This is a genomic window from Pseudomonas sp. M2, assembly GCF_015751845.1.
Classification (GTDB): Bacteria; Pseudomonadota; Gammaproteobacteria; order Pseudomonadales; family Pseudomonadaceae; genus Aquipseudomonas; species Aquipseudomonas putida_E.
Genome location: NZ_JADOUD010000001.1, coordinates 4872679 through 4898261, shown reverse-complemented (window position 1 = coordinate 4898261; position 25583 = coordinate 4872679). Strand labels below are relative to the sequence as shown.

The following is a 25583-nucleotide window of genomic DNA, read 5'->3' as shown; positions in this document are numbered from 1 at the left end:
GCCGAAGAAAGTGGATAGATTGCCCTGGGGGCTGCGCCCAAGATAGCCCTCAGCACGGCATGTGGGAAGGCTCCTGCACACCAGTGCCACAAAAACCCAACCAAGAGGTCTGTATGAACGCCCCCTTCGATCAGCTTTCCACCTGGCTGAAAGAACACCGGATCACCGAAGTCGAATGCGTGATCAGCGACCTGACCGGCATCGCCCGCGGCAAGATCGCACCGACCGCCAAGTTCCTCCATGAGCGTGGCATGCGCCTGCCCGAGAGCGTGCTGCTGCAGACCGTCACCGGCGACTACGTCGACGATGACATCTACTACAGCCTGCTCGATGCCGCTGACATCGACATGGTCTGCCGCCCCGACCCGACTGCGGTGTATCAGATCCCCTGGGCCATCGAACCGACCGCCATCGTGATCCACGACACCTTCGACAAACAGGGTAACCCCATCGAACTGTCGCCGCGCAACGTGCTGAAGAAGGTGCTCAAGCTCTATGCCGACAAGGGCTGGCGGCCGATCGTCGCTCCAGAGATGGAGTTCTACCTGACCAAGCGTTGCGAAGACCCGGACTTGCCACTGCAAGTGCCACTGGGCCGCTCCGGCCGCGCCGAAAGCGGGCGCCAGTCGTTTTCCATCGATGCCGCCAACGAATTCGACCCCTTGTTCGAAGACGTCTATGACTGGTGCGAACTGCAAGGCCTGGACCTCGACACGCTGATCCACGAAGACGGCCCGGCGCAGATGGAGATCAATTTCCGCCATGGCGATGCGCTGGACCTGGCCGACCAGATCACCGTGTTCAAGCGCACGATGCGTGAGGCGGCGCTCAAGCACAACGTGACGGCCACCTTCATGGCCAAGCCGATCACCGATGAACCGGGCAGTGCCATGCACCTGCACCAGAGCGTGGTCGACATCGCCAGCGGCAAGCCGGTGTTCGCCAACGACGATGGCAGCATGAGCGCGCTGTTCCTGCACCACATCGGCGGCCTGCAGAAGTACATCCCCAAGCTGTTGCCGATGTTTGCCCCGAACGTCAACTCCTTCCGCCGCTTCCTGCCGGACACCTCGGCGCCAGTCAACGTCGAATGGGGCGAGGAAAACCGCACCGCCGGCCTGCGCGTGCCGACCTCGAGCCCCGACGCCATGCGCGTGGAAAACCGCCTGCCGGGTGCCGACGCCAACCCCTACCTGGCGATCGCCGCGAGCCTGCTGTGCGGCTACCTGGGCATGGTCGAGAAGGTCGAACCCAGTGCGCCGGTACAAGGCCGCGCCTACGAGCGGCGCAACCTGCGCCTGCCGATCACCATCGAGGACGCGCTGCAGCACATGGAGGACTGCCAGACCGTACAGCGTTACCTGGGCAAGCAGTTCGTCCAGGGCTACGTGGCGGTCAAACGTGCCGAGCATGAAAACTTCAAGCGTGTGATCAGCTCGTGGGAGCGTGAATTCCTGCTGCTCAGCGTCTGATCTGCGGGGGCTGCCGTGCAGCCCCTCACACCCAACCCAAAGAACAAGACCAACGAGGTGTCGACATGCGTCATCTGCAAGCCCTGATTCCTGCAGCATTCACCCTGCTGTTCGGTGCAGCCGCCCAGGCTCAGCCCACGGTCAGCGTGTACAACTGGACCGACTACATTGGCGATACCACCCTGGCCGACTTCCAGGCCAGCAGCGGGATCAAGGTGGTCTATGACGTGTTCGATTCCAACGAAACCCTGGAGGGCAAGCTGCTTGCCGGGCGCACCGGCTACGATGTGGTCGTGCCGTCCAACCACTTCCTCGCCCGCCAGGCGCAGGCCGGTGCCTTCCTGCCACTGGACCGCAGCAAGCTGCCGAACTGGAAGCACCTGGACCCGAAACTGCTCAAGCAACTTGAGCAGAACGACCCCGGCAACCAGTACGCGGTGCCCTACCTGTGGGGCACCAACGGCATTGGCTACAACGTCGAGAAGGTCAAAGCCGCACTGGGCATCGAGCGTATCGACTCCTGGGCGGTGCTGTTCGAGCCAGAGAACCTGAAGAAACTCAAGCAGTGCGGGGTGGCCTTCATGGACTCGCCCGACGAATTGTTCCCGGCCATGCTCAATTACCTGGGCATGGACCCGCGCAGCGAAAAGCCGGCTGACTACGCCAAGGCCGAAGCGCACCTGCTTGAACTGCGCCCCTATATCACCTACTTCCACTCGTCCAAATACGTTTCGGACCTGGCCAATGGCGACATCTGTATTGCCTTCGGCTACTCCGGCGATGTGTTCCAGGCCGCCAACCGCGCGGTCGAGGCGAAAAACGGCGTGAAGATCGCCTACAGCATCCCCAAGGAAGGCAGCAACCTGTGGTTCGACCTGCTGGCCATTCCCAAGGACGCCAGCAACCCCGAGCAGGCGCTGGCCTTCATCAACTACCTGCTCGAACCACAGGTGATCGCCAAGGTCAGTGCCACCGTCGGCTATGCCAATGCCAACCCCGACGCCAAGGCCTACATGGATGAGTCGCTGGTCAACAACCCCGAGATCTACCCACCCCAGGAGGTGCTGGACAAGCTGTACATTTCCAGCACGCCGAGCCCGAAGATCATGCGGGTCATGACCCGCTCCTGGAGCAAGATCAAGTCCAACCGCTGAGCCGAGAGCGCGCCATGCCATTCGACACCCAACACACTGCGTCGTACTACGCCGCTACCGCGCGTGATACCGCGCCCTACCCCAGCCTGGACGGCGAACTGACCGCTGATGTGTGCGTGGTCGGCGCTGGCCTGACTGGGGTCAATACGGCGCTGGAACTGGCCGAGCGTGGCCTGTCGGTGATCCTGCTCGAAGGCCGGCGCGTCGGCTGGGGCGCCAGCGGGCGCAACGGAGGCCAGTTGATCCGCGGCATCGGCCATGACGTCAGCGGTTTTGCGCGCTATGTCGGCCAGGACGGCGTGCGCTACCTGAAACAGGCCGGCATCGACTCGGTGGCCCTGGTGGCCAGGCGTATCGAGCAGTACGGCATTGCCTGCGACCTGCGCTGGGGCTTCTGCGAACTGGCCAATACACCTGCCCAGTTCGCGGCGTTCAAGGACGAGCAGCGCGAGCTGGCGGAGCTTGGCTATGGCCATGAAACGCGCCTGGTCGGCCCTGAGCGACTGCATGAGATCGTTGCCAGCGACCAGTACGCCGGCGGGCTGGTGGACATGGGGTCGGGCCATCTGCACCCGCTCGACCTGGTCCAGGGTGAAGCGCGCGCGGCCCATGGCCTGGGGGTACGCATTTTCGAGCAGAGCCCGGTGCTGCGCATCGAGCATGGCACCACGGTCACCCTGCACACCGCTCGGGGCAAGGTCAGGGCACAAAGCCTGGTGCTCGGTTGCAACGCCCACCTGGACGAACTGGAGCCACGCCTGAGCGGTAAAGTGCTGCCTGCCGGCAGCTACGTGGTGGCCACCGAGCCACTGCCCGAGGCTGTGGCCAAGGCGCTTATCCCGCAGAACATGGCGATGTGCGACCAGAAGGTCGGCCTGGATTACTACCGCCTCACCGCAGATCGTCGGCTGTTGTTCGGCGGGGCCTGCCATTATTCAGGGCGCGACCCGAAGGACATCGCCGCCTACATGCGGCCCAAGGTGCTCAAGGTGTTCCCGCAACTGGCCGACGTGCGCATCGATTACCAATGGGGCGGGATGATCGGCATCACCGCCAACCGCTTCCCTCAGGTCGGGCGGCTGAGCCAGTACCCGAATGTCTACTACGCCCAGGGCTACTCTGGGCATGGCCTGAATGTGACGCACTGGACGGCCAGACTGCTGGCTGAAGGGATCGCTGCCGGGCACAGCCAGGGGCTGGATGTCTTCAGCGCCGTACCCCACCTTACCTTCCCGGGCGGCAAGGCGTTGCGCTCGCCGCTGCTGGCGTTGGGGATGCTGTGGTATCGGGTGCGCGAGGTGCTGGGTTGACTCAGCACTCGACGAACGCCACCGCCAAACCACCACGCGAGGTTTCCTTGTAATTGGCATGCATGTCGGCACCGGTATCGCGCATGGTGCGGATTACCCGATCAAGCGAGATGAAGTGCTCGCCATCACCGCGCAGGGCCATCTGCACGGCATTGATCGCCTTGACCGCGGCAATCGCATTGCGCTCGATACACGGCACCTGGACCAGGCCTGCGACCGGGTCACAGGTCAAGCCCAGGTTGTGTTCCAGGGCAATTTCGGCGGCGTTTTCCAACTGCGGCGGTGTAGCGCCCAGCACTTGGGCGAGGCCTGCCGCGGCCATCGAGCACGCCGACCCCACCTCGCCCTGGCAACCCACCTCGGCACCGGAGATCGATGCATTCTTCTTGCACAGGATGCCGACAGCGGCAGCGGCCAGCAGGAACGCCACCACATCGTCGTCACAGGTAGCTGGGTTGAATTTCATGTAGTAGTGCAACACCGCGGGGATGATGCCCGCCGCGCCGTTGGTCGGCGCTGTGACCATGCGCCCGCCAGCGGCGTTCTCTTCATTGACCGCCAGGGCGAACAGGTTCACCCACTCCATGGCACTCAGGGTCGAGCCGATCACATTGGGTTTGCCCAGTTCCTGCAGGCTGCGATGCAGACGTGCAGCGCGGCGCTTGACGCCAAGCCCGCCAGGCAGGATGCCCTCATTGCGCAGGCCGTTGTCGACGCATTCACGCATCGCCGCCCATATCCGCAGCAGCCCTGCGCGCACCTCGGCTTCAGGGCGCCACGCGCATTCGTTGGCCAGCATCAGCTGGGCAACGCTCAACTGGTGGGCCTTGCACAGCGCCAGCAACTGGGCGGCACTGGAGAATTCGTAGGGCAGCGGGACTGCAGCCGCCTGGTTCTGGGGCGCGTCGATTTCACCCTGCTCGACAATAAAGCCGCCACCAACGGAGTAGTAGGTCTGGCTGAGCAGGCTGCCCTGCTCGTCCATTGCCTCCAGGGTCATGGCATTGGGGTGGTACGCCAGGTTTTCCTCCAGCAGCAGCATGTCGCGTGCATAGATGAAAGTCAGCGGGTGGCTGGCGTCGAGCATCAGGCATTGCTCCTGCATCACCTGGCCAATGCGTGACTCGATGGTGGCCGGGTCGATCCGGTCCGGCCACTGCCCCATCAGGCCGAGCAGGCAGGCGCGGTCAGTGGCATGGCCCACACCCGTGGCGGAAAGCGAACCATAAAGCCGTACTTCGATACGCCTTACCTGGCCCAGCAAGCCCTGGGTGCGCAATGCCTGGGCAAAGGTGGCGGCTGCCCGCATGGGGCCGACGGTGTGGGAACTGGATGGGCCGATGCCGATTTTGAAAAGGTCGAAAACACTGATAGCCATGCTAATGCCTGACCGCGCCGGGCTGTATCACCGTTACGCGGCTGTCTGGATAAATTGAACGCTATTGCGGATTTGCGCGATACTGCCGCGCTCGCCTGTTGATGACCAACGAAACTTTCTAAGCAAGGCTTTAGCAGAACTAAACGATGCGACGACAAATGAACGGCCAGATGTTCGTCTGGCTGCATGTTTTTTCCTGTGCGGCACGGCATCTCTCTTTCACCCGCTGCGCCGAGGAACTGCACATCACCCCCGGTGCGGTCAGCCAGCAGATGCGCCAGCTGGAGGAGCGCCTTGGTTACCGCCTGTTCCTGCGCCGGGCGCGGGGGGTAGAGCTGAGCGCCGAGGGGCAGCGCCTGGCGCAGACCGTGGCCGAGGCCTACGGCAGTATCGAAGCCGAACTGCTGCGCCTGGACGCCGGCGAGATCCGCGGCACCTTGCGCGTACGCTCGATTCCCTCGTTCCTGGCCAAGTGGCTGACACCACGCCTGCCGCGCTTCCAGCAGCGGTATCCGGATATCGAATTGCGCCTGGTGGCCGAAGACAGTGCGCAGGCGTTGAACCCGGGCGACTTCGACCTGGCCATTGACCTGAATGATGGCAGCTACCCGGGCATGCTCTCGACCCCGCTGCTGGACGAACAGATCTTCCCCGTCTGCTCGCCAGCCCTGCTGCGCGGCCGCCCGCCACTGCACGGGCCTGCGGACCTTGCCCACTATCCACTGCTGCACGACATCACTGCCTGGCGCGGCAGTTCGGACTTTGCCGAATGGGAGTTCTACCTGGAGGGCATTGGTGCGCCACGGCTGGATGTGCGCCGGGGGCATACCTTCAACCGCAATCACCTGACGATAGAAGCGGCGATTGCCGGGATCGGCGTGGCCATAGCCCGTCGCACCTTACTCAATGATGAACTGGAACGGGGTGCGCTGATCGTGCCCTTCGGTGTGCCGATCGCCAACCACAAGCGCTATGTAGTGCATTACCCGCCAGGCGGGCTGAACCAGCCGGGCGCTCGTGCGGTACACGACTGGCTGGTGGAAGAGGCCAAAAGCTTCCTCCTGCAGCACCCTGTTCAAGCCCGTACCGCGTCCACCCGCACACCCGCGTAGTCATTCGACTGCAACGCGTTTCACATCGAAATCAAACGAGGGAACGTACTCACCGGCCAGCAAATGTGGGCATTTGGACGAGACAAAGTTGTCGCTCAACAGGTCTTGGGCGCTGTCATAACCCGGCATGGAAATGCCAGTGATGTTCAACAACGTATGCGGTAGGGAGGAAATGCTGATGGTCTGCCCTTCCCGCTGCTTGAGCTTTTGCAGCGTTTGCGCCTGCCGCTGCAGCAGGCTGCCTGAAGCCCAGAAAAACGCCGCGACCGAAAGGTCATACTCATTGCCCATACCGTGCCCTAGCAGGCCGCGGCTGTCATCCAGCAAATTCTCGCCATGGTCTGACGAATAGACCAACAGCGCCTTGCGCTGGCTGCTTTTGAGTTGATCGATGATCCTTCCCAACAGCCAGTCGGTGTACAAGATGGAGTTATCGTAATCTGCGGTGATCCGGTCCTTCGCGCTGTCGGTCGCAGGCTTGAATGTGCCGAACTCGCGTGGGTAGCGGCGGGCGTAATCGAAATGGCTGCCTTTGATATGAATAAAGATCGCCTGTTTTTGCGTGCCGCCTTGCTCGACGATGTTTTCGTAGGCCGACATCAATGCACCGTCGTAGCTGCGCTCAAAGTACTGCCGGCTCTGGGCCTCGGCAGCAATTTGCGGAATGATCCCGCCAAAACTGTCGACTTCCTGGGAAGACAGCCAGTACGTCTTGTAGCCGGCGGCGCGGTAGATGCCAACCAGCGATTTGGTCGAGGCGATCAGGTCCCAGTGCTCGATCGGCTCCAGGCTGAGCATCGAGGGCACCGCGACCGACGTATGCGGCGCCGTGGTGCACATGCTGTTGAACTTGAACACCCCCGACTCTTTGTCAAGGTTCGGCGTGGTGGAATGGTGGTAACCATACAGCGACCAGTTGTGTGGCCGTGAAGACTCGCCGATGACGAACACGAGGGTCTCCACGTCAGCGGCGTCCGATACTGCTGTTATTTTTACCTCGGACTCCAGGCGCTGTTTGATATAGCGCTTCGACTCGGCATACAACGTTACCGTCAAGCCGATTTGCGACAAATAACCCACAGGGGTACTTTGGTCCTTCGCTGCCAGGTCCAGGACTGCACTCCTGCCCAGCGAGTTGAGCTTTACGGTTTTATAAAAATAGGCGCCATACCCCAACACCAAGGCACTTATCGTCAAACCGAAAATCGCCTTGTTCTTGTAAAACGTGCGCCCGTGCAACCCTGCCAGCCCAACGCCGTAGCACAGCACGAATACCAGCAGCACCGCGCTGATCGAATGCCAGTAGGTACTGAGGAAATCAGTAGCCTCTTTGTAATTGGTCAGCCCGATAAAAAGATAGGCCGCCGTCAAGCGTGAACCGAAGTTCAGCACCAGAAACAGGTCCACGCTGGCCGCCAGATAAAATGGCAACAACAGAAGATGAACCTTGAATTGATTGGTTGAAACGAAACGCGTGGCCAGCAGCCATAACATTGAAATGGCAAACGTATAGATAACCAGCAAATCCGTTTTCGAGCAATTGCACTCAGCCAAAAGCCTTACAAACAACGGCGACAGCAGAAACGACCATAACAGCAGAACCGGCCACTCTGCCTTCACTACCCTCGAGGCAACACCGCCCAGCCGAGACATGGTTTTCATTGATCACTGACCCTCTGGATGGCGCGCGGTCGAGTACCGGCCTTCAATAAGCCTGCTTGCCGGTAAAGGCATTGAGCGTTCGTACCAGAATCACGAAGTCGAGCCAGAGCGACCAGTTGTTGATGTACTCGATGTCCGAGTTCACCCGCTGGATCATCTGTTCGATGTCCTTGGTTTCGCCCCGGTAGCCACGTACTTGCGCCAAACCTGTCATGCCGGGCTTGATGTTGTGGCGGGCGAAATAATCGACGATGTCCTGGGAGTACAGTGTGTCGTGTTGCAACGCATGCGGGCGTGGGCCCACCAGCGACATCTCGCCGGTCAGCACATTGAACAGTTGCGGCAATTCATCCAGGCTGGTGCGTCGGATGAAGGCACCGACCCGGGTCAGCCTGGGGTCATTCTTTTGCGCCTGCTGGACCACGCCACTGTCGGGTTGGTGAACGCGCATGCTGCGAAACTTCCAGATGCGAAAAGACTCCCCCGTCCACCCGGTACGTTCCTGGCGGAAGAACACCGGCCCGGGGCTGTCGAACTTGATGACGGCGGCGACCACCAGCAGTACCGGCGACGCACACAGCAGAATGAACGCGGCCAGCACGCGGTCTTCCAGGTTCTTCAGGAACAGGCTCATGCCCGTGAGCGGGGTTTCAGACAACGTCAGTACCGGGATGCCGGCAATTTCACGGACGCTGTGGTTGATCAGGCGCAGCGAGAAAATGTCGGGCACCCAGTTGACCGCAATGCACTTGTCCAAAAGTTTCAGGTAGACATCGTTGATCAGCTCAGAGCCGCCGAGCGGCGTCACCAGGTACACCGTTCGGATAGCCTGCTTGGCGATGATCTCGTCCAGGTCGGCAATACGGCCCAATACAGGCAAGCGCAATTTTGCATCGGCAGTGCCCTGCCCATCGAGCTGTTCATCGATCAGCACACAACCCACCACGCGCTCTCCGAACCAGGGGTTATTGCTTATTTTCTGGTAGAGGAAGTTGGCCAGGTCGCCCCCACCGATAATCAATGCGTTGTCCTGGCGAGCATGGGCAGTAAAACGCTTTTGCAGTTCGCGCACGACAATATGCAACAGCAACTGCACAGCGTAACCAAATATAAACAACTGCCCCACCAACAGCCGCGAATACGTTTCGCTTTGTTTGGTAAGAAAAGCGATAACCACCAGAAAACAAAACGTCGCAGACCACGCCTTGAACAGCCTGAAAGCTTTGACGGAAAGGCCAACGTTACTTCGATAAATGGCATAGTGGTCATAAATGACGGCCAGCGCACCGATCAGCAACAGCAGCATGATGACGTAGTCTGAAGTAATATAACCAAACTGATCGTAAATCAGATACCACGCGACACTGGTGACCGCTATGCCATCGAGGCCGGCTTGAATGGCGTTACTCACGCTACTTCTTCGCTGGAGCAAGGAACGGCTGCTTCTAGGCTCGAATACCATTATGAGGCCTCTTTTTATGTGCGTGACCCACGCGTCGCCATTACACCCGTGCGATAAAACCAACCTTAGGTTCAATACCAAATCATTAAAAAGCTGCCACGCCACCCCACGCCGCTTGATATCACTGTAGCAGTACCCGGCAGCCCGTGCGGGGCTGAATCCTCCTCGCTCAGGGTTCTGGCAGGGTCGCTTTGCTGCAAAGCAGCGCCCGCAGCAGGAACAGTGGGTTGCCGACCACATAGCGCACGAACAGACGCCTGGGTTCCCTGCTCAGCCTGTACACCCATTCGCCGCCCAACCGGCGTAACCAGTCCGGCGCCCGGGTGACCTTGCCGCCCATGAAGTCCAGGATCGCTCCGCCGCAGACGATCAGGCAGGGCCTGCCCAGTTCAGCCAGGCGGGCCGCGACGTTCTCCTGCTTGGGCATGCCCATGCCCAGCACGATCAGCTCCGGCTGCTGCTGCCGCGCCAGATCAATGTAGGTGTCGATACTGGCGAAACCGTCATGCAGCGACACGACATTAACCCCGTAAAGCGCTTCACCCTGTTCGGCTGCCTGGCTCAGATACGGCTCCTGGGTGCCCCAGAACGCTACCCGCCTGCCGTTGTATGCAGCGAGCAGTTCGGGAATGAAGTCGGTGCCGTTCATGTTCAGCCCGGGCGCCAGCCCCAGGCGCCGATACAGTATCGCGATGCCGGAGCCGTCGCGCAGCAGCACGTCCGCTGCCGCCAGCGCTGTGCAATAGTCCGGGTTGGCAGCCACCAGGTTCATGGCATGGGCATTGACGAAGCCGAGCACCGTTGCCGTTCGCGGAGCGCTCAGTGCCTGCAGCACCTTCTGCTCATCAGCCGCGTCATCGACCACGCGCAGCTTGCCGATGATTGTCTTCCAGCGTTGCAACCAGGGCCATGCGTCCATTCAGTTGTCATCCCGTTTCGAGCGCACCCATTCAACCTGGCGCTTGAGCAGAAAACCGAGGTACAGGGGAATCTTCTTCGCCGCGTAGAACGGGGCATACAGCAATACGGAAAACGGGATCACCTCACGCGAGAAGCGCCACCAGGCCAACAATACCGCGGCCACCAACAGCACAAGGTTGACGGTGGCAAGCACTGCCGGCAGTAAAATGCCGAAGAACAGAAATGCCAGCCATGCCACGCTGAAGACCACCATCATGGCCAATGCCAGCAGCGCCAGCGGCGGTACCAGCAGGTCCACGGCCATGGCCAGCAAAGGCCAGTTACCCTGCGCCAGCGAGCGGCGAATCAAACCGGGGCCCTCCGTCAGCAGCAGCCCCAGATGGCCATGTTCCCAGCGGGTGCGCTGGCTGGTGAGGCCTTCCTGGCTGGTCGGGAACTGGCTGGTGACCGTAGCAGCCGGGCAGAACAGCGGCGGTTTACCATCGCGGCACAGCTCCAGGCCCAGCTTGATGTCTTCGACCAGATGGCCGGTCGCCAGGTTGGCCGCGGTCACATCCTGCCAGCTGAACGCCATGCCCGCCCCCATCAACTGGCACGGCAAGCCTGCCCGAGCCCATCCACGCGGGCGCACGAGATTCTTCACGCGCCAGGCGAATTCGGCGACCTGCACTTTCAGCCCGGCGCCTGCAGGCGCATGCATCAGGTACAGGGACTGCACAGGCCGGCCGGCCTCGATGCAACAGTGTGCCAAGCGCTCGACGGCACCGGCACTGACCTGGCAATCGGCGTCGATGATCAGCACCACGTGCGGCGGGTTGTGCGCCAGATGCCGTACACCGTAGTCCAGCGCATAGCCCTTGCCCCGCAGGTGCGCGTCCTGGCGCTCGATCACCTGCGCACCGGCAGCACGCGCCAGTGCGGCGGTATCGTCGGTGCAGTTGTCCGCCACCACCAGCAACTGGTCGCCCTCGCGCAATTGCGCGCCGATGGCCGCAAGTGCCGACTCGATGACCAGCGCCTCGTTATGCGCCGGTACCAACACCGCCACCCGTGGGCGTGCGCCCTTGGGCTGTGGCACCGGCCGCGCCGGCAGGCAGGCCAACAGCACCTGGACCAACAGCACCAGTACCGGCAGAAGCACAAGCAGTGCCACGATGCCCAGCAGCCAACTCAGTAAAGTAATCATGCAATTGCCTTGAAATAGCGAACCAGCCTGGCCGCTTCGGTATCGATATCGTGGCGCTGGAGCACGCGCTCGTAAGCCGCTTGCCCCATACGCTGCAGGGCTTCGGCAGGCTGCGCCAGGCAATCGGCCATGGCCGCAGCCAACTCCTGCACTTCGCCTGCCGGGAACAGCCAACCGTTTTCCCCCTGCCGAACCAGCTCGGGTATGCCGGCCACATAGGTAGTCAATACCGGCCGACGCAGGGCCATGGCCTCCATGATGACCACCGGCAACCCTTCGGCGAAACTCGGCAGCACCAGTGCGCGGGCGGCCAGGATTTCTTCACGTACCTGGGCGCTGCTGATCCAGCCAGTGACGCGCACCTGTGCCTGCAAGCCATGGCGGGCGATCAACGCGTCGATCTGCTCACGCATTTCACCGTCGCCGGCCAGCACCAGTTCAAACGCTACGCCCTTGGCCAGCAGGATTCGGGCCGCTTCGAGCAGCAGCAGCTGGCCCTTCTGCTCGCACAGCCGCCCTACGCACACCAGCCGCGGCGTTGCCGGGGGCGCAATGGCCGAACCTTCATGGAAACTGCGCTCCAGGCCGCAATGCACCACCTTCACCTTGACCCAGTGCTCATGTGCCACCCAGCGAAACAACTGGCTGCGCCCGTAGGAGCTCACCGCAGCGACGAATGCTGCGCGGCGGACCTTCTCATCCATGTGCAGGAATTGCGGCTTGTCGAACTCCTCGGGGCCATGCACGGTGAAGCTGTAGCGGGGGCCACCGAGCGCGTTGGCCAGCATGACCACTTCGGTGGAGTTGGTGCCAAAGTGCGCGTGCACGTGCTCAGCAGCAGCGCCTTGCAACCACTGCACGACACGGCAGGCTTCCGCCAGGTAGACCAGGTGATAGGGCCAGGGTCGGTCGGCGCGCACCCCCATGCGCAACGCCAGGCGCAACGCTGACATGAAACGCCGCGGCTCGGCGCGCGCTACCTGCAGCATCGGTTTGAGCAGGCCCTTGACGCCCCCTTGCAGCACGTAGCGGGTCTTGCCCCGCTCGGCGATGTCTTCATCGTCCTGCAACTCGGCGTCCCAGCCGCGCAGGGCGATGCGTTGAACCTCCATGCCTTGACGTTCGAGCGCCAGAATTTCGCGACGAATGAAGCTGTGACTGACCTTGGGATACTGATTGATGAAATAAGCAATGCGCATACGCCCCCAAATCGAAATCCGTTTACTGATAGGGTCGGGCCGCTTCTGCGACGCCCTGACCTTTACCTCATGCTGTGGCTCACTGACTACAGGCTAGCTGAGGATGCAACGGCAGCTCTGTTTGCGCGGCGGTGCCGGGCAGTGCTGCTTCTATCTTGGCGAAAACGTCGTCCAGTAGCGCGTTACGCCGTCGGTACATGGCCCGTTTCTTCGGCGCGATGTCCTCCAGGTTACGCCTGGCAGCTGCCAGGGGGACCACAAAGAAGTCCTCGCGCGCCGACGTTTCGGCACCGCTCTCCTGCCATATCACATCATAGTTGGCTGCCAGGTCCTGAGCCTTCTCAACCCCGAAATACGGGTGACGGTGGTGCCGGCACTGATCGCCGACAGCATAGATGCGGGCGACCCCGGCCGCTCTGGCCAGGCACTTGAGGGCTTCTAGCAGAAAGCTTCTGGGGCGCAACCCTTCGAAATCCTTGGTCAGGTCGCGGTAGATGTTCAGCGAGGTTTCGCTGTCGATGCCTTTATGGATGCCCTGCACGGCACCAATGAACAGGCACAGCTCGCCCTCTGTGCGGCACAGCGTGAACGCCAGCGACGCCACACGCAGGTCAGCCTGGAACAGGTTGATCACCAACTCCCCTTCCCGCTTGAACCAGATGGGCCGATCCAGCACCAGGGTGCACCCGTTGGAGTAGGCGGACAGGTCGCAGACAACCTGGCGCTCCTCGCGCTCCAACAGCAACAGTGCCGGGCAATGGCTGGCGACCACTTCATAGTGCGATGCCACCACATCGAGCCGTTCACGGGCGTCCCAGCATTTGCTGATGTAGGGCCACTGCACCACCCCGATGCAGTCCACGCCCAGCCTGGCGAAGCGCTCGTTGCCCAGCGCACCTGACATGCGCTGCATGAACGTGCGCAAGTCCGGCCACTGCCTGATCATTGCTGTGGCCAGCTTGTACTTGTTGTTAAGCGCCCGCAGCGAATAGCCGGGTTGCAAGGTGAATACGCTTCTGGCTAACGATCCGAGCATCTTAGGCATCTCATTTGTACTCGATCAACGCCGGGTTACCGGCCATGAACCTGTTCAGCACAAACCTCATCTGGCCCAGCATCTCCGGGAATTTGCCCAGCACCAGAAATACCGCCTGTACTGCGTTTTCACGCGCCGACCTACCGCCACGGCGCGCCAGGCGCAGCATCTGCAGCGGGTAGACCAGCAGCAGTACCAGTGCCCACAGGCCCATCCAGATGCTTGCTAACGCGACCAGCAGTGGAATGCCCAAGCCCCAAACCCAGGCACGGCGCGACTCGCGCAGCCAATGCCGCTCCGGCGGTGCGCCATGCAGTGAGGCGCCCTCGGCATAGGCATAACCTGCGCGTACGCTGCGCCGCCACCACTGGCCGAAGCGCGTCATGGCGGCATCGTGCAGGGTCATCTCAGCAGCCAGGCGCCAGACCTTCCAGCCGGCCGCCCTCAGCCGCACGCACAGTTCGGGCTCTTCCCCGGCGATCAGTGCAGAGCGATAACCTGCGACGGCCACGAAGGCATCGACACGCATGAGCGCATCACCGCCACAGGCCTTGGTTTCCCCCAGCGGGGTATCCCACTCCAGGTCACACAGCCAGTTGTAGACAGAGTGCTGGGGAAAGCGCTCGCGGCGCCGCCCACACACCACCGCCACCTGCGGGTGGGTGTCGAGAAAGGCTTGCGCCGTGACGAGCCAGCCGGCATGCACTTCGCAATCGCCATCGACGAACTGCACATGGCGCACTGCAGGCAGGGCATTTTGCAGGCAGGCAAAACCCTCATTGCGTGCACGCGCGGCGGTGAAAGGTATGGTCATGTCCAACGTCAGCACCTCGACGCCCAAGGCCGATGCCCGTTGCACGGAGCCGTCCGTGGAGCCTGAGTCCACGTACACCACCTTGTCCGCACGCCCCGCCAGCGACGCCAGGCAGCGTTCCAGGCGAAGGCCTTCGTTACGGCCGATAACCACCACGCCAATGCCTGTCACCATGGACCTCACTCGCTGCGCTTGATTAAACCACCCCGGGTACGGTCAGCCATTGCCTGGCTCATGTGAACTCCATCGCTTCGCTGGGTTTCCTGGCCTTGATGGTCGCTGGCACGCCAACGGCCAGTGAATTGTCCGGCACATCGATCAACACTACAGCGTTGGAGCCGATCGCCACGTTGTTGCCGATGCGAATGTTGCCCAGCACCTTGGCCCCGGCGCCGATATCGACGTTGTTGCCAAAGATGGGCGCAATCGGTTCATTGACATTCTTCAGGCCGACCACCACACCATTGCGAATCCGACAGTCATCACCGAATCGCGCATAGCCGCTGATGACGATGCCGCCGAAATGGTCGATGACGAAGTTGCGACCGATCACCACTTCACACGGTAACTCGACGCCAGTGATGATCTGTACGAACTTGAACAGCACCTTGTAGACGAACGACAGCACTTTACGCAAAGGTGCCGGCCGCACGCCGTAGCGCCAGCGGCCAAAACGATAGACCAGCAGTACCCAGAAGCCCTGGGCACCCCAATCTCCACCGTGTGCACGCAAGTCCGCGCGTATGTTCTGGAACATGGCTTCACCTACCGTGTGGGTTGGCTGGCAAACTGGGTCTTGAGCAACAGTGACCAGGTGGCGCGCGTGTGCAGCCAACAGGCCTTGATCGCGCCCCAGCCTCGCCCCTTGAGCAATGCCTTGAGCGCCAGCACCAGGTCACCCAGGCTCACCAGCAGCATGTGCAGGATCAAGCCCGGCACGCCATGGTGCTTGCGAAAGTACAGCAGCTCGCTCTCGATCTGGTAGCTGGAGATCTGCCGGCTCGCGGCCTCCAGTTCGGCGACCGACTTGGAGCTTTCCCCGCCAATGTGCACCACGGTGGTGTGCGGGTAGAACACCACCTTCCAACCGGCCTCCTTCACTCGCTTGCAATGGTCGACTTCCTCGTAATAAAGAAAGTAGCGCGGATCGAACAGGCCCACCTGATCGAGCACCTCGCGGCGCACCAGGTAAAAGCAGCCCGGCAACCAGTCGCATTCACGCACCGAGGCATGGTCCCAGGCCATCTCGTCGACCATCTTCAGCCCGGGGAAAAAGCGCCCCAGGCCGGTACGCGCGACAAACACATTCAAGGGCGTGGGGAAGTAGCGGCAACTGGGTTGCAGGTCACCGTCGCGCCCCACCAGGCGCACGCCCAGAACGCCACAGTCCGGGTGCGCGTCCATGTAATCGACGGTTTTTTGCAGGCTGTCAGCAGCGACGAAGGCGTCGGTGTTGAGCAGCAGCGCGTACTTGCCCTGCAGGTGCGCCAGCAACTGGTTGTTGGCGCGGCCAAAGCCGACATTATGCGTGTTGCTCAGCAGCACAGCTTCCGGGCAGACCTCGGCCAGGCGCTGCACCGAATCATCGACGGATGCGTTGTCCACTACCAGGTAACTGGCCAGCCGTTCACTCCCGGCTTGGCGCAGCGCATCGAACATCGGCTGCAGCAACGATGCGGTATTGAAATTGACGACCATCACGTCGACGGGTTTGCTATCCATTGCTGCCGTCTCCGAAGAAATACTCGCTGCGTTGGCGTGCCAGCGCAGGTTCCACGGTCGGGTCGTAAGCACCTTTGCGTTGCTTGACCGTCTCGATCCAGGGGTAGGCATTGCAGCGCGCCTCGACCCGGCTGATCAGTTCTTCAGTCGTACAGATGACTTTGGCCGGGTTGCCCCCGACCACCGTGCCGGGTGGAACATCCTTGGTGACGACAGCGCCTGCAGCGACCACAGCGTTCGGCCCTATGGTCACGCGCGGCATGACGATCGCACCATGCCCGACAAAACAGTTGTCCTTGATGTCAATGTAGCCGACCGAATCAAGGTGTTTGCCGTAACAGATCTCGATCAGCGCAACCACACCGTCGTGTCCGATCAAGGTGCAGTCCGACAGGCCCACATTGCTACCGATGCGTACCAGAGTGGGGTCGGTGACATTGCAGCCGCAATTGATATAGACATTGCTGCCCACCGAGTGGAATTTGCCCCACCGTGCCAGGTAGGTACCCCACTCCAAGGGCGTCGGGTTGCAGAATTTCTTGTAAGCCGAGCCTCCCCGTCCTGTTGAGTAGACATACTGCGTCATGGCATTGCGTATCCATCCAATCATTCTGCTACCCTCGCACGTCAAGCGGTCCTGGACTGTCCCTGAGGCGAACCGGTCTCGTTCTTCTTTATGCTGACCGTATCGCGCTCAACCCTTTCCCCACATTGCTCATCCCTTCGAACAACTGCCCCACTGGCCGCCTTCATCTTCGTATCGAGGTGGTCGGCCAATCTGAGTGCGAACTGCAACAGCGGCATCGTCGGGTTCGAGGCGCCACCTGTGGCAAAAATGCTGCTGCCCGCTATATAGAGGTTTTCACTGCCGAACACCTTGCAGTTGGCGTCGACCACGCCGAACTCGGGGGATGCCGCCATGCGTGTGGTGCCCATGTGATGGGCATGGGGCGACAGTTTCAGGGGCAACTCGGTGTCATAGACAAAATCGTTGAGCTTGACGAAGCCGAGCCCCGCCTGGGCGAATTGCTTGGCCAGTTCAGCGCCGATGCACTTGATGGTATGCCTGTCGGTGGCACTGAGTACCCAATTGACATTGACCTTGGCCACGCCCAGCTCATCTGTTTCGTCGAGCAGCGAAATGCGGCTTTGTGCATCCGGGAACTGTTCGATCATCGTGGTCATGACGCCATCGCCGGGGCAACTGAACTTGGCGACGAACTCGATCTTGCTGGCCAGCCCCATCTGACACGCCAGGGTTTCCAGAAAGTATTTGACCTCGGCCGTTCTGCCGTAGGTCTGCACATCGGAGAGCACCGTAGCGGAAACATTGCCCTTGCCGGCATGGTACTCAGCGACGAATGCATCAGTGGTGTAATACTGGCGCGGCTCGGTGCCCAAGCCATCTTTGAGTATGAAGGTACCCAAGTCGATGTTCAGGTGTTCCATCAGGCAACGCCCGGTCAGGCCCTCCTTTTTCACCACGCCAGCACCCACCAGCGAAGCGCTGTTGAGCAATTGCCTGGCATTCTCGATCGCCCCCATCGCCAGGACGAACTGACTGGCCGCGACACGCTCGCGATGCTGGTCGTAATCGGACACCACCGCTGCCTTCAATTGCCCTGAAGCCTGATCGAATTCGAGGTCGACACAGTTGCAGTTGATGAACACTTCCAGCCCGGGCGTTTCGTTGAGCGCCGATGCGTACTTTTGCGCAAACCGTGTTGGCGGGCTCAGCAGAAAACAGTCAGCATCGAATTCGCCACCGTTCAAGCCGGTGTTCACGGTTTTAAAACCAGCCCCGTTCGGCAGGTCAACGATCGCCATGGCCGCCGGCAGGTAGCGCTCGATCTGCGCATAGTCGATCGGCCAGCCCGGCAGGCCGACAGGCGGCGCTACGGCAAAATCGGACGAAGTGAAGGGGCGACAACGGCCTGCCCAATGATTGGAGGTGCCGCCCAGGTAACGCAGGCGCGTCTGTTCGGCATACAGCTCAAGGCCGGTCGAGGTGCACGCGTAGAGTTCCTGCGAGCGCGGCTCATACTCACGCCCTCCCCCCTCGAGCAGCACCACACTCCACCCCGCCTGCGCCAGCTGCAGGGCCAGGGTGATGCCGGCCGGGCCGGCACCGATGATGCACACGTCGTAGGCTTCGCGCAGGGTTTTCTCAGCCTCGAAGTCCTTGATCATGCTCGACCGTCCTTGAAGTATTCCGAAGGCAAGACCCAGCCGTTGATCACAACGAACCCGCCCTTTTCCGCCGGTTTGCGCCCAGCGCCAGGGACGATACCGAAAACAGCTACGCCGACGCCCAGCAACACGCCATTGCGAAGAAAGCCGCGGCGACCCGATTGCCGATCAAGAAACTGTAGCTTCCCCATGATCACAAGACCTATGCCGTTGATTTTATCTAGCCCGGTATCGTTATGTGCAGCCTGCCGGGAAGGCTTCAGAGCCAGTCGAACAAACGCGTGATCAGGAAGCCACACAATGCGCCGACCGCAATCATCGGTAGCACCACAAGTTCACGCTTCATACTCCAGATATTCAGCTTGGAATTGACATAGACGATCAGTGCCAGCGTCGGGAAGGTATGCAGAGCAGCACCCCATATGGCGTATTTCACTCCGCCAATGGCCAGCAACAACGGTATCAGTGCCCACAACGAGACGAGCCGGATGATGTTGTCCATCGCCTGGTACTTGGTATGGCCCAAAGCGATCCACAACTGATGTGCCAAGGTATAGCGCAAGGTGAAGAACGACAGCGACAGGATAGCCAGCATCGGGCCTGCGTCGGCATAGCGCTCATCGTACATCCAGCCGATCAGCAGCGGGCTGGCAGTCAGGAAACCGCCACACAGGAACAGCATGACCAGATCGACCAGCAGCCTGAAGTGGAAGTAGAGTTTTTTCAGGCGCGCCTGGTCACCGGCCCTGGCCGCTTCGCTGAAAGCTGGAAGCGCCACTGACCCGACCAGTTTGAGCAAGCCGGTCTGGATCGACCCGAGAATCAGCACGGCAATGGAATACACCCCAAGCTGCGCCACCGTCATCGTGCCGCCGAACCAGATGCGGTCGCCATACATGGCCAATACCCCAACCATCGAAGACAGCAGTATCCAGCGCCCGAACACGATCAGTTCGGTGAGCGCTGCGCGGTCCCATTGCAGGCGGTTGTGCGGGCCATGCAAGGCGAAATGGCCCAGTAACGTGCCAACCAGCGCCGAGGCCAGGCCGGCGACCACCAGAGACCAGATGGACCGGGTGAAATAGCCGATCACCAGCATCGTGACCAGCCCGACGACCTGCGATGCGAGCTCTATCAGCACCACGCGCTTTTGCTGGAAGGCGCGTACCGCGACGTCTATCTTGGTGGACTGGAAACCCCAGATGATCGCTGAAATGCCGGTCACCGCCAGCACCAGCGGCAGCTCTGGCGCTGCATAAGTGGAATGCGCCGGCCACAGATCGGCCAGTTGCGCCCACCAGGCGCCGAGGGCCAGCAGCAGCGTCAGCGCGAACAGCACAAAGCCGCGCAGGATCTGCACCGTCCAGGCGGTGTTGAGGAACAATGGGTCGTCGCCGCGGTGGCTCTGAATGATGTTCTGCCGCAGGCCGACATCGGACAGCAGGTGCAGCAGCACAGAAACGGTGGTGGCAATGACCATCACCCCAAACATTTCCGGCAGCAGTATCCGCGCCATGATCAGGTTGCCGCCCAGGCGCAGCACCTGCGAAGCCACCAGCGAGACCAGGTTCCATGCGCCTGCGCCCATGGCACGCTTGCGCAGACTGGCAGGTGCTTGCACATCAATCGACGGCATGACTTGAATCTCTGACTGAATGGCTAGAAGTCACTATAGTTTCAATTAGCCATGATGCTAGTGCCCATCCACCCAGGGACAGGTGACCTCTCCCATGCCCGAACATTTACGTGCGCTGATCGTCATTTTGTTCCTGGCTTGCGTGGTGTTCTTTCTCGCACGCAGCCCGGCAATGGACCTGATTGCCGAGAGCGATTTCAAGCGCCGCCGCAACCTGTGGTTCGCGTTGACACTGGTGGCCTTTTTTGCGCACAGCTACTGGATCTACACCGCCGTTGCCGCGGTCATCCTGCTCACGGCCAGGCGCCGCGAGCGCAACCCCATGGCGCTGTTCTTCCTGTTGCTGTTCGTCATACCGCCCGCGTCGAAAGAGGTGCCCGGCTTTGGCGTGGTCAACTACCTGATCGAGCTGAACCATCAGCGCATCCTGACCCTGTGCGTGCTGCTCCCCGCCGCACTGGTGCTGAGCAAGCAGAGCGATACGCTGCGTTTCGGCCGCCTGTGGGCCGACAAGCTGCTGGCCGCCAGCCTGTTGCTGATGGGGCTGCTGTACCTGCGCGAGACCACGATTACCGATACCCTGCGCCAGGCGGTGTACTTGTATGTCGACGTGTTCTTGCCCTACTACGTCGCCAGCCGCGGGTTGAGGGAGCTGAGCGACTTCAAGGACGCGATGCTGGCCTTCGTCATTGCCGCTTTGGTCTTGTCGCTGCTGGCCGTCGCTGAGTACGCGCGCCACTGGCTGCTGTACAACGCGTTGCTCGACGCCCTGGGTGTGGAGTGGAGCATGAAAGGCTACCTGAGCCGGGGCGGTTCGTTGCGCGCCAGCGTCACCGCCGGCCAGGCCATTGCCCTGGGCTATGTGATCACGGTTGCGATTGGTCTGTTCCTGTTCGTGCAGGGCTTCGTGCGCAGCCAGCTGCAGCGCACCCTTGGGGCCTTGCTGCTGGCCGCCGGCCTGTTTGTGCCACTGTCACGGGGCCCCTGGGTGGGCGCGGTGGTGATGATTGTCGTGTTCATCGCCATGGGCAAGCGTGCAGTCACGCGCCTGTCCCTGCTGGCACTGGCAGGGGTGCTGAGCATTCCGCTGCTGACCATCGTGCCCGGCGGCGAAAAGATCCTCGACCTGCTGCCGTTCATCGGCAGCGTGGACAATGAGAACATAACCTACCGCGAGCGACTGCTCGACAATTCGTGGATCGTCATTCAGCGCTACCCGTTGTTCGGATCGTTCGATTTCCGCAACACGCCGGAAATGCAATCGATGATCCAGGGCGAGGGCATCATCGACATCGTCAACACCTACATCGGCCTGGCGCTTAGGATCGGCCTGGTAGGGCTGGCGCTGTTCGTGGGGTTCTTCGCCTGCGTCCTGATGGGCATCAACAAGAGCATGCGTACCTTCCCCGACAAGAGTGACCCTTACCGCCAGCTCGGCAGGGTGCTGTTGGCGACCTTGCTGGGCATCCTGGTGACCATTTTCACGGTAAGCAGCATCACGGTAATCCCGGTGGTGTACTGGTCGATTGCCGGGCTCGGCATCGCCTACATCCAGATGGTCCGCAGGCACGCTTTCGCCGATGCCGAACACCCTGCCAACGCCAGCCTGCAACCGAGGTAGTTCAATGACCTGCACTTCATTCTGCCCCTTGACCCGGGCAACGGCACTGGTTGGCCTGCTGATGCTGCCGCTGGCCGGCATGGCCTCGGAGTGGGTCGTCAGCGTCGACGAACAGAACGGCCTGCCCAACCTGACGCGCGGCGGCGGTCCGGCCTTTGCCTCAAGCTTCGACTTCTGGGGTGAAGACTGGAGCTGGACGGGCTTCTACCCGACACTCAAGGTTCAGGGGCCTTACCGCTACACCTTGACGGGGCGGAACAAGGACCTTGATTTCGACCTGAAAGCCGATATCCAGAAGGACCAGGGGCAAACCCTGACCTGGCACTTCGACCTGCAGGCACAGAGCAAGCAGGCCGATGTGATGGGCGGCGGCATCGTCTGGCGCTTCGACCCGGCGCTGATCGCCGGGGAAATGGGCGACCCGGTGCTGTTGCCAGACAACCGCGGCTGGGCCTGGGGCAAGAACAGCGTCGGGCCACGTGTGCAAATGCGCTTCGATCCCCCGTTGGCCAAGGTCTATTTCGAACGGGGCGATACCAGCCAGGTGCGAACCTTCTTCTACAGCGACCCGATTCTGCCTGGCCGCCAACAGATCAAGGCGGTGCTGACCGTTGCCGGGGATATCGCCATAGGGCCCACGCCCAGCGAACGCTTCGGCCTGGCCGACCCCACGCAATGGCCGGATGACCAGTTGGACTGGCGCACGTCACCTGTGGACCTGTCGTTCCTCAACGCGGGGGAAATACCAGCCGGCAAACGTGGTTTCGTCAAAGCATCCGGTGAGCAACTGGTGTTTGCCGACAACACCCCGGCGCGCTTCTGGGGCACCAACCTGTCGGCTTATGCCCTGTTCAAAACGCCTGACGAGGAAATCAAGGCGCAGGCCAAGCGTCTATCGGCACTGGGCTTCAACCTGGTAAGGCTGCACCACCACGACTCCCCGTGGGTGAGCCCGAACATCTTCGGCGATCTCACCCAGCTCAAGAACACCGAGCAACTCGACGCCGAAGCGCTAAGGAAGATCGACTGGTGGATCAAATGCCTCAAGGACGAAGGCGTGTATGTCTGGCTCGACATGAACGTGTCACGCATCCTGACCGCCAACGACAACATTTACGCCTTCGATGAACTGCCCAAAGAGCAAGGGGTTGCCGCTGTAAAGGGCTATGCCTACGTCAACGTCACCATTGCCCAGGCCATGAAGCGCTTCGCTGAACGCTACATGACCCACGTCAACCGCTATACAGGGCTTGCCTACAAGGACGACCCGGCAATCGCGGCCATTTTGCTCACCAACGAAAACGACATCACCCAGCACTTTGGCAACGCGCTATTGCCGGACAAGGGTGTGCCCCGCCACAGCCGGCTGTACATGGACGAAGCCAAGGCCTTCGCCGCCCGCCAGGACCTGCCGGCGGACAAGACCTGGCGTGCCTGGGAGCACGGCCCCTCCAAGCTGTTCCTCAACGACCTGGAGCACCGCGTTTTCGCTGACATGATCAAGGACCTGCGCAACATCGGGGTCAAGGTACCCATCTCCACCACCAGCACCTGGGGCGGCAACGGCTTGTCCTCGCTACCGTCGCTGACCACGGGTGACGTCATCGATGCCCACAGCTATGGCGGCATCGGGCAGCTGGAGAAGAACCCGTTGACCAGCGACGGCATGATCGACTGGCTCGGCGCCGCTCAAGTGGTGGGGCTGCCGATGACGGTCACCGAGTGGAACGCCGAACCCTTCCCGCTGCCTGACCGCCACTCATTGCCGCTGTACGTGGCAGCGACGGCCAGCCACCAGGGCTGGGACGCAATCATGCAATACGCTTACAGCCAGCAGGGCTTCTTCAGCCAGTGGCGCCGCGCAGACAACTGGAATGCCTACAACGACCCGGCGCTGATGGCCACCCTGCCTGCCGCCGCCCTGCTCTATCGCCGCGAGGACGTGCAGCTGGCAAAAACCCGTTACGTCTTCGCACCCACTCCAGACACCTTGTTCAACAGGCCGATCACACCCAATACCTCGGTGCTGCTGCGCACCGCCATGGAAAAGGGCCAACTGCAGATCGCCATGCCCCAGACAGCGCAATTGCCGTGGCTACAGGCCAGCGCCATCCCGGCCGATGCGCAGGTGCTGCGTGACCCAGACCACTCACTGCTCGATGCCAACGCCAGCGAGTCGGTCACCGATACCGGGCAACTGCGGCGCAACTGGCAACAGGGCGTCTACACCATTGACACGCCCTCGACCCAGGCCGCGACCGGCTGGCTGGGTGGCCAGGCAATGGACCTTGGCGACATCCAGCTGCAGCTGAAAACCGCGTATGCCAGCGTGGTGGTACAAAGCCTGGATACCAAGCCGCTCAACCAATCGCGCAGCCTGCTGATTTCACTGGGTACCCGTGCTGTGCCCCGCCCCGACGACATGACTCCGTTTCACGTCGAGCCGCTCGAAGGCACCCTGAGTGTCAAGGCGCCAGCAGGCTTGAAACTCTACGGCCGCACGGCCGATGGGCAGGAGCAGGTGCTGGCGTCGTCCTACCAAGAGGGGCGCTACATCATCCGTTTCGACGGGCGCAGCATGACCAACTGGCTTTTCTTGAAATAGGGCATATCGCCATCTAGAGTCAATTCAGACCTGTATTCCAGGCATTCGACGCTGCTTCTGTTCCAGGAGGATTGGATGAAGTACTTGGTTGTCGGGGGTTCAGGCTATATCGGCTCACACATGGTCAAGCACCTGTTGGCCGCAGGGCACGAAGTGGTGGTAGCGGATACCGTGGCCACCGGCCCTGATATCGAATGGGTCGAGCTGGATATCGCTGATGCGCTCGCGCTAGATGCGCTGTTCGACGACTGCCACTTCGACGCCGTTTTCCATTTTGCCTCGTTCATCCAGGTGGCAGAATCGGTCACCGACCCGTGCAAGTACTACCAGAACAACGTCGCCGCCACGCTGACCCTGCTCGATGCAATGGTGCGAGCCGGGATCAGGCACTTGGTCTTCTCCTCTACAGCAGCCGTTTACGGCGACCCACAGTACATCCCCATCGATGAGCAGCACCCCAAGGCGCCGATCAATCCCTACGGGCGCAGCAAGTGGATGGTGGAGCAGATCCTCCAGGACTTCGACCGTGCCTACGGATTGCGGTCGGTGTGCCTGCGTTACTTCAATGCCGCGGGCGCCGACCCGGAAGGTTCGCTGGGTGAATGCCACGAACCGGAAACCCACCTGATCCCGTTGATCCTGCAGGCGGCCTCTGGTCGGCGCGAGGCGATCACCGTGTTCGGCCATGATTACGACACACCCGACGGCAGCTGTATCCGTGATTATGTGCATGTGGCCGACCTGGCGTCGGCACACGCGCTGGCGGTGGACTACCTGTTGGCCGGCGGCGCAAGTACGGCGTTCAACCTGGGCAATGGCCTTGGGTTTTCGGTGCAGGAAGTGATTGATACCGCCCGGGTCGTGACCGGGCGGCAGATCAACGTGGTCGAGGCAACGCGCCGCGATGGCGACCCGGCCAGGCTGGTTGCCGATGCTGCCCGGGCCAGGGGGGTGCTGGGATGGCAGCCACGGTTCGATTCACTGGAGCAGATTGTGCGGCACGCCTGGGACTGGGAGCTTCAGTACCCCTGGCAATGACGTGAGCGCAATAGCAAGCAAGGAGCAAGCATGGCTAGCCAGCTCCTTGCATCAGCAATCAAAGG

The 25583-nt window shown here is 61.4% G+C and carries 20 protein-coding genes and 1 pseudogene; 7 read left to right on the top strand and 14 right to left on the bottom strand.

Features of this window, described 5'->3' with window-relative positions; all coding sequences use genetic code 11:
* Positions 1 to 113 precede the first annotated feature (113 nt).
* The 3 genes from IWW33_RS22670 to IWW33_RS22660 all read left to right on the top strand — a co-directional run bounded on the left by IWW33_RS22670 (position 114) and on the right by IWW33_RS22660 (position 3936).
* The gene (locus tag IWW33_RS22670) at positions 114 to 1472 is read left to right on the top strand and encodes a glutamine synthetase family protein (protein WP_046786007.1); all 1359 of its coding nucleotides are present in this window, start codon (positions 114 to 116) and stop codon (positions 1470 to 1472) included.
* A 65-nt stretch (positions 1473 to 1537) separates the two neighbouring features.
* Positions 1538 to 2626, top strand: coding sequence for a polyamine ABC transporter substrate-binding protein (locus IWW33_RS22665; protein ID WP_046786006.1), 1089 nt, complete (start codon positions 1538 to 1540; stop codon positions 2624 to 2626).
* A 14-nt stretch (positions 2627 to 2640) separates the two neighbouring features.
* Entirely contained in the window at positions 2641 to 3936 is a 1296-nt protein-coding gene (locus IWW33_RS22660; protein WP_174141919.1) for an FAD-binding oxidoreductase, read from the top strand.
* A gap of 1 nt (position 3937) precedes the next feature.
* Here the strand turns inward: IWW33_RS22660 and IWW33_RS22655 are convergent, their stop codons facing one another.
* Complete coding sequence (locus IWW33_RS22655; RefSeq protein ID WP_119687149.1) at positions 3938 to 5314, bottom strand: L-serine ammonia-lyase; 1377 nt, start codon at positions 5312 to 5314, stop codon at positions 3938 to 3940.
* A 146-nt stretch (positions 5315 to 5460) separates the two neighbouring features.
* Here IWW33_RS22655 and IWW33_RS22650 point away from each other — a divergent pair, with 146 nt between their 5' ends.
* Positions 5461 to 6426, top strand: a complete 966-nt coding sequence (locus tag IWW33_RS22650) for a LysR substrate-binding domain-containing protein (protein ID WP_046786003.1) — start codon at positions 5461 to 5463, stop codon at positions 6424 to 6426.
* Here the strand turns inward: IWW33_RS22650 and IWW33_RS22645 are convergent, their stop codons facing one another.
* The 13 genes and pseudogenes from IWW33_RS22645 to IWW33_RS22585 form a co-directional block, all read right to left on the bottom strand.
* A complete protein-coding gene (locus IWW33_RS22645; protein ID WP_046786002.1) occupies positions 6427 to 8088 on the bottom strand; it encodes a phosphoethanolamine transferase in 1662 nt (553 codons plus the stop codon).
* 43 nt (positions 8089 to 8131) lie between these two features.
* Complete coding sequence (locus IWW33_RS22640) at positions 8132 to 9550, bottom strand: undecaprenyl-phosphate glucose phosphotransferase (protein ID WP_046786001.1); 1419 nt, start codon at positions 9548 to 9550, stop codon at positions 8132 to 8134.
* 169 nt (positions 9551 to 9719) lie between these two features.
* Positions 9720 to 10469, bottom strand: a complete 750-nt coding sequence (locus tag IWW33_RS22635; RefSeq protein ID WP_046786000.1) for a WecB/TagA/CpsF family glycosyltransferase — start codon at positions 10467 to 10469, stop codon at positions 9720 to 9722.
* A complete protein-coding gene (locus IWW33_RS22630) occupies positions 10470 to 11657 on the bottom strand; it encodes a glycosyltransferase family 2 protein (RefSeq protein WP_046785999.1) in 1188 nt (395 codons plus the stop codon). It abuts the gene before it with no gap.
* Positions 11654 to 12856 carry a glycosyltransferase gene (locus IWW33_RS22625; RefSeq protein WP_046785998.1) on the bottom strand — a complete coding sequence of 401 codons (1203 nt, stop codon included), beginning with the start codon at positions 12854 to 12856 and terminating at the stop codon, positions 11654 to 11656. The genes IWW33_RS22630 and IWW33_RS22625 overlap by 4 nt, the downstream gene beginning before the upstream one ends.
* A 79-nt stretch (positions 12857 to 12935) precedes the next feature.
* Positions 12936 to 13892: a VirK/YbjX family protein gene (locus IWW33_RS22620; protein ID WP_174141918.1), complete on the bottom strand. Its 957-nt coding sequence runs from the start codon at positions 13890 to 13892 to the stop codon at positions 12936 to 12938.
* A 10-nt stretch (positions 13893 to 13902) separates the two neighbouring features.
* Positions 13903 to 14880 carry a glycosyltransferase gene (locus IWW33_RS22615; protein ID WP_115274620.1) on the bottom strand — a complete coding sequence of 326 codons (978 nt, stop codon included), beginning with the start codon at positions 14878 to 14880 and terminating at the stop codon, positions 13903 to 13905.
* Positions 14881 to 14938: 58 nt separating this feature from the next.
* Positions 14939 to 15463, bottom strand: a complete 525-nt coding sequence (locus IWW33_RS22610; protein ID WP_115274619.1) for a serine acetyltransferase — start codon at positions 15461 to 15463, stop codon at positions 14939 to 14941.
* An 8-nt stretch (positions 15464 to 15471) separates the two neighbouring features.
* Entirely contained in the window at positions 15472 to 16428 is a 957-nt protein-coding gene (locus IWW33_RS22605) for a glycosyltransferase family 2 protein (protein ID WP_046785995.1), read from the bottom strand.
* The gene (locus tag IWW33_RS22600) at positions 16421 to 17038 is read right to left on the bottom strand and encodes an acyltransferase (RefSeq protein ID WP_046785994.1); all 618 of its coding nucleotides are present in this window, start codon (positions 17036 to 17038) and stop codon (positions 16421 to 16423) included. Before IWW33_RS22600 ends, IWW33_RS22605 begins: the two co-directional genes overlap by 8 nt.
* 122 nt (positions 17039 to 17160) lie before the next feature.
* Positions 17161 to 18618: pseudogene (locus IWW33_RS22595) on the bottom strand (GMC family oxidoreductase); the annotation flags it as partial.
* Positions 18615 to 18809 carry a hypothetical protein gene (locus tag IWW33_RS22590; RefSeq protein WP_046785993.1) on the bottom strand — a complete coding sequence of 65 codons (195 nt, stop codon included), beginning with the start codon at positions 18807 to 18809 and terminating at the stop codon, positions 18615 to 18617. The pseudogene IWW33_RS22595 and the gene IWW33_RS22590, both read right to left, overlap by 4 nt.
* 68 nt (positions 18810 to 18877) lie before the next feature.
* A complete protein-coding gene (locus IWW33_RS22585; RefSeq protein WP_174141917.1) occupies positions 18878 to 20254 on the bottom strand; it encodes an oligosaccharide flippase family protein in 1377 nt (458 codons plus the stop codon).
* 94 nt (positions 20255 to 20348) lie between these two features.
* Between IWW33_RS22585 and IWW33_RS22580 the strand changes: the two genes are divergently transcribed.
* The 3 genes from IWW33_RS22580 to galE all read left to right on the top strand — a co-directional run bounded on the left by IWW33_RS22580 (position 20349) and on the right by galE (position 25518).
* Positions 20349 to 21875 (top strand): O-antigen ligase family protein, encoded by a 1527-nt coding sequence (locus IWW33_RS22580; RefSeq protein WP_174141916.1) that lies wholly within the window; start codon positions 20349 to 20351, stop codon positions 21873 to 21875.
* A 4-nt stretch (positions 21876 to 21879) separates the two neighbouring features.
* Positions 21880 to 24480: a glycosyl hydrolase family 5 gene (locus IWW33_RS22575; protein WP_174141915.1), complete on the top strand. Its 2601-nt coding sequence runs from the start codon at positions 21880 to 21882 to the stop codon at positions 24478 to 24480.
* A gap of 75 nt (positions 24481 to 24555) precedes the next feature.
* On the top strand, positions 24556 to 25518 hold the full coding sequence (gene galE / locus IWW33_RS22570; RefSeq protein ID WP_119687156.1) for a UDP-glucose 4-epimerase GalE: 963 nt from the start codon (positions 24556 to 24558) through the stop codon (positions 25516 to 25518).
* Positions 25519 to 25583 lie beyond the last annotated feature (65 nt).

Bases quoted from the DNA above. Each gene is read 5' to 3' on its own strand.
- IWW33_RS22590 (WP_046785993.1), bottom strand. From the start codon at position 18,809: ATGGGGAAGCTACAGTTTCTTGATCGGCAATCGGGTCGCCGCGGCTTT.
- IWW33_RS22625 (WP_046785998.1), bottom strand. From the start codon at position 12,856: ATGCGCATTGCTTATTTCATCAATCAGTATCCCAAGGTCAGTCACAGC.
- IWW33_RS22635 (WP_046786000.1), bottom strand. From the start codon at position 10,469: ATGGACGCATGGCCCTGGTTGCAACGCTGGAAGACAATCATCGGCAAG.
- IWW33_RS22630 (WP_046785999.1), bottom strand. From the start codon at position 11,657: ATGATTACTTTACTGAGTTGGCTGCTGGGCATCGTGGCACTGCTTGTG.
- IWW33_RS22665 (WP_046786006.1), top strand. From the start codon at position 1,538: ATGCGTCATCTGCAAGCCCTGATTCCTGCAGCATTCACCCTGCTGTTC.
- IWW33_RS22615 (WP_115274620.1), bottom strand. From the start codon at position 14,880: ATGGTGACAGGCATTGGCGTGGTGGTTATCGGCCGTAACGAAGGCCTT.
- IWW33_RS22585 (WP_174141917.1), bottom strand. From the start codon at position 20,254: ATGCCGTCGATTGATGTGCAAGCACCTGCCAGTCTGCGCAAGCGTGCC.
- IWW33_RS22645 (WP_046786002.1), bottom strand. From the start codon at position 8,088: ATGAAAACCATGTCTCGGCTGGGCGGTGTTGCCTCGAGGGTAGTGAAG.
- IWW33_RS22655 (WP_119687149.1), bottom strand. From the start codon at position 5,314: ATGGCTATCAGTGTTTTCGACCTTTTCAAAATCGGCATCGGCCCATCC.
- IWW33_RS22580 (WP_174141916.1), top strand. From the start codon at position 20,349: ATGCCCGAACATTTACGTGCGCTGATCGTCATTTTGTTCCTGGCTTGC.
- IWW33_RS22575 (WP_174141915.1), top strand. From the start codon at position 21,880: ATGACCTGCACTTCATTCTGCCCCTTGACCCGGGCAACGGCACTGGTT.
- IWW33_RS22660 (WP_174141919.1), top strand. From the start codon at position 2,641: ATGCCATTCGACACCCAACACACTGCGTCGTACTACGCCGCTACCGCG.
- IWW33_RS22650 (WP_046786003.1), top strand. From the start codon at position 5,461: ATGCGACGACAAATGAACGGCCAGATGTTCGTCTGGCTGCATGTTTTT.
- IWW33_RS22640 (WP_046786001.1), bottom strand. From the start codon at position 9,550: ATGGTATTCGAGCCTAGAAGCAGCCGTTCCTTGCTCCAGCGAAGAAGT.
- IWW33_RS22610 (WP_115274619.1), bottom strand. From the start codon at position 15,463: ATGTTCCAGAACATACGCGCGGACTTGCGTGCACACGGTGGAGATTGG.
- IWW33_RS22620 (WP_174141918.1), bottom strand. From the start codon at position 13,892: ATGCTCGGATCGTTAGCCAGAAGCGTATTCACCTTGCAACCCGGCTAT.
- galE (WP_119687156.1), top strand. From the start codon at position 24,556: ATGAAGTACTTGGTTGTCGGGGGTTCAGGCTATATCGGCTCACACATG.
- IWW33_RS22670 (WP_046786007.1), top strand. From the start codon at position 114: ATGAACGCCCCCTTCGATCAGCTTTCCACCTGGCTGAAAGAACACCGG.
- IWW33_RS22600 (WP_046785994.1), bottom strand. From the start codon at position 17,038: ATGATTGGATGGATACGCAATGCCATGACGCAGTATGTCTACTCAACA.
- IWW33_RS22605 (WP_046785995.1), bottom strand. From the start codon at position 16,428: ATGGATAGCAAACCCGTCGACGTGATGGTCGTCAATTTCAATACCGCA.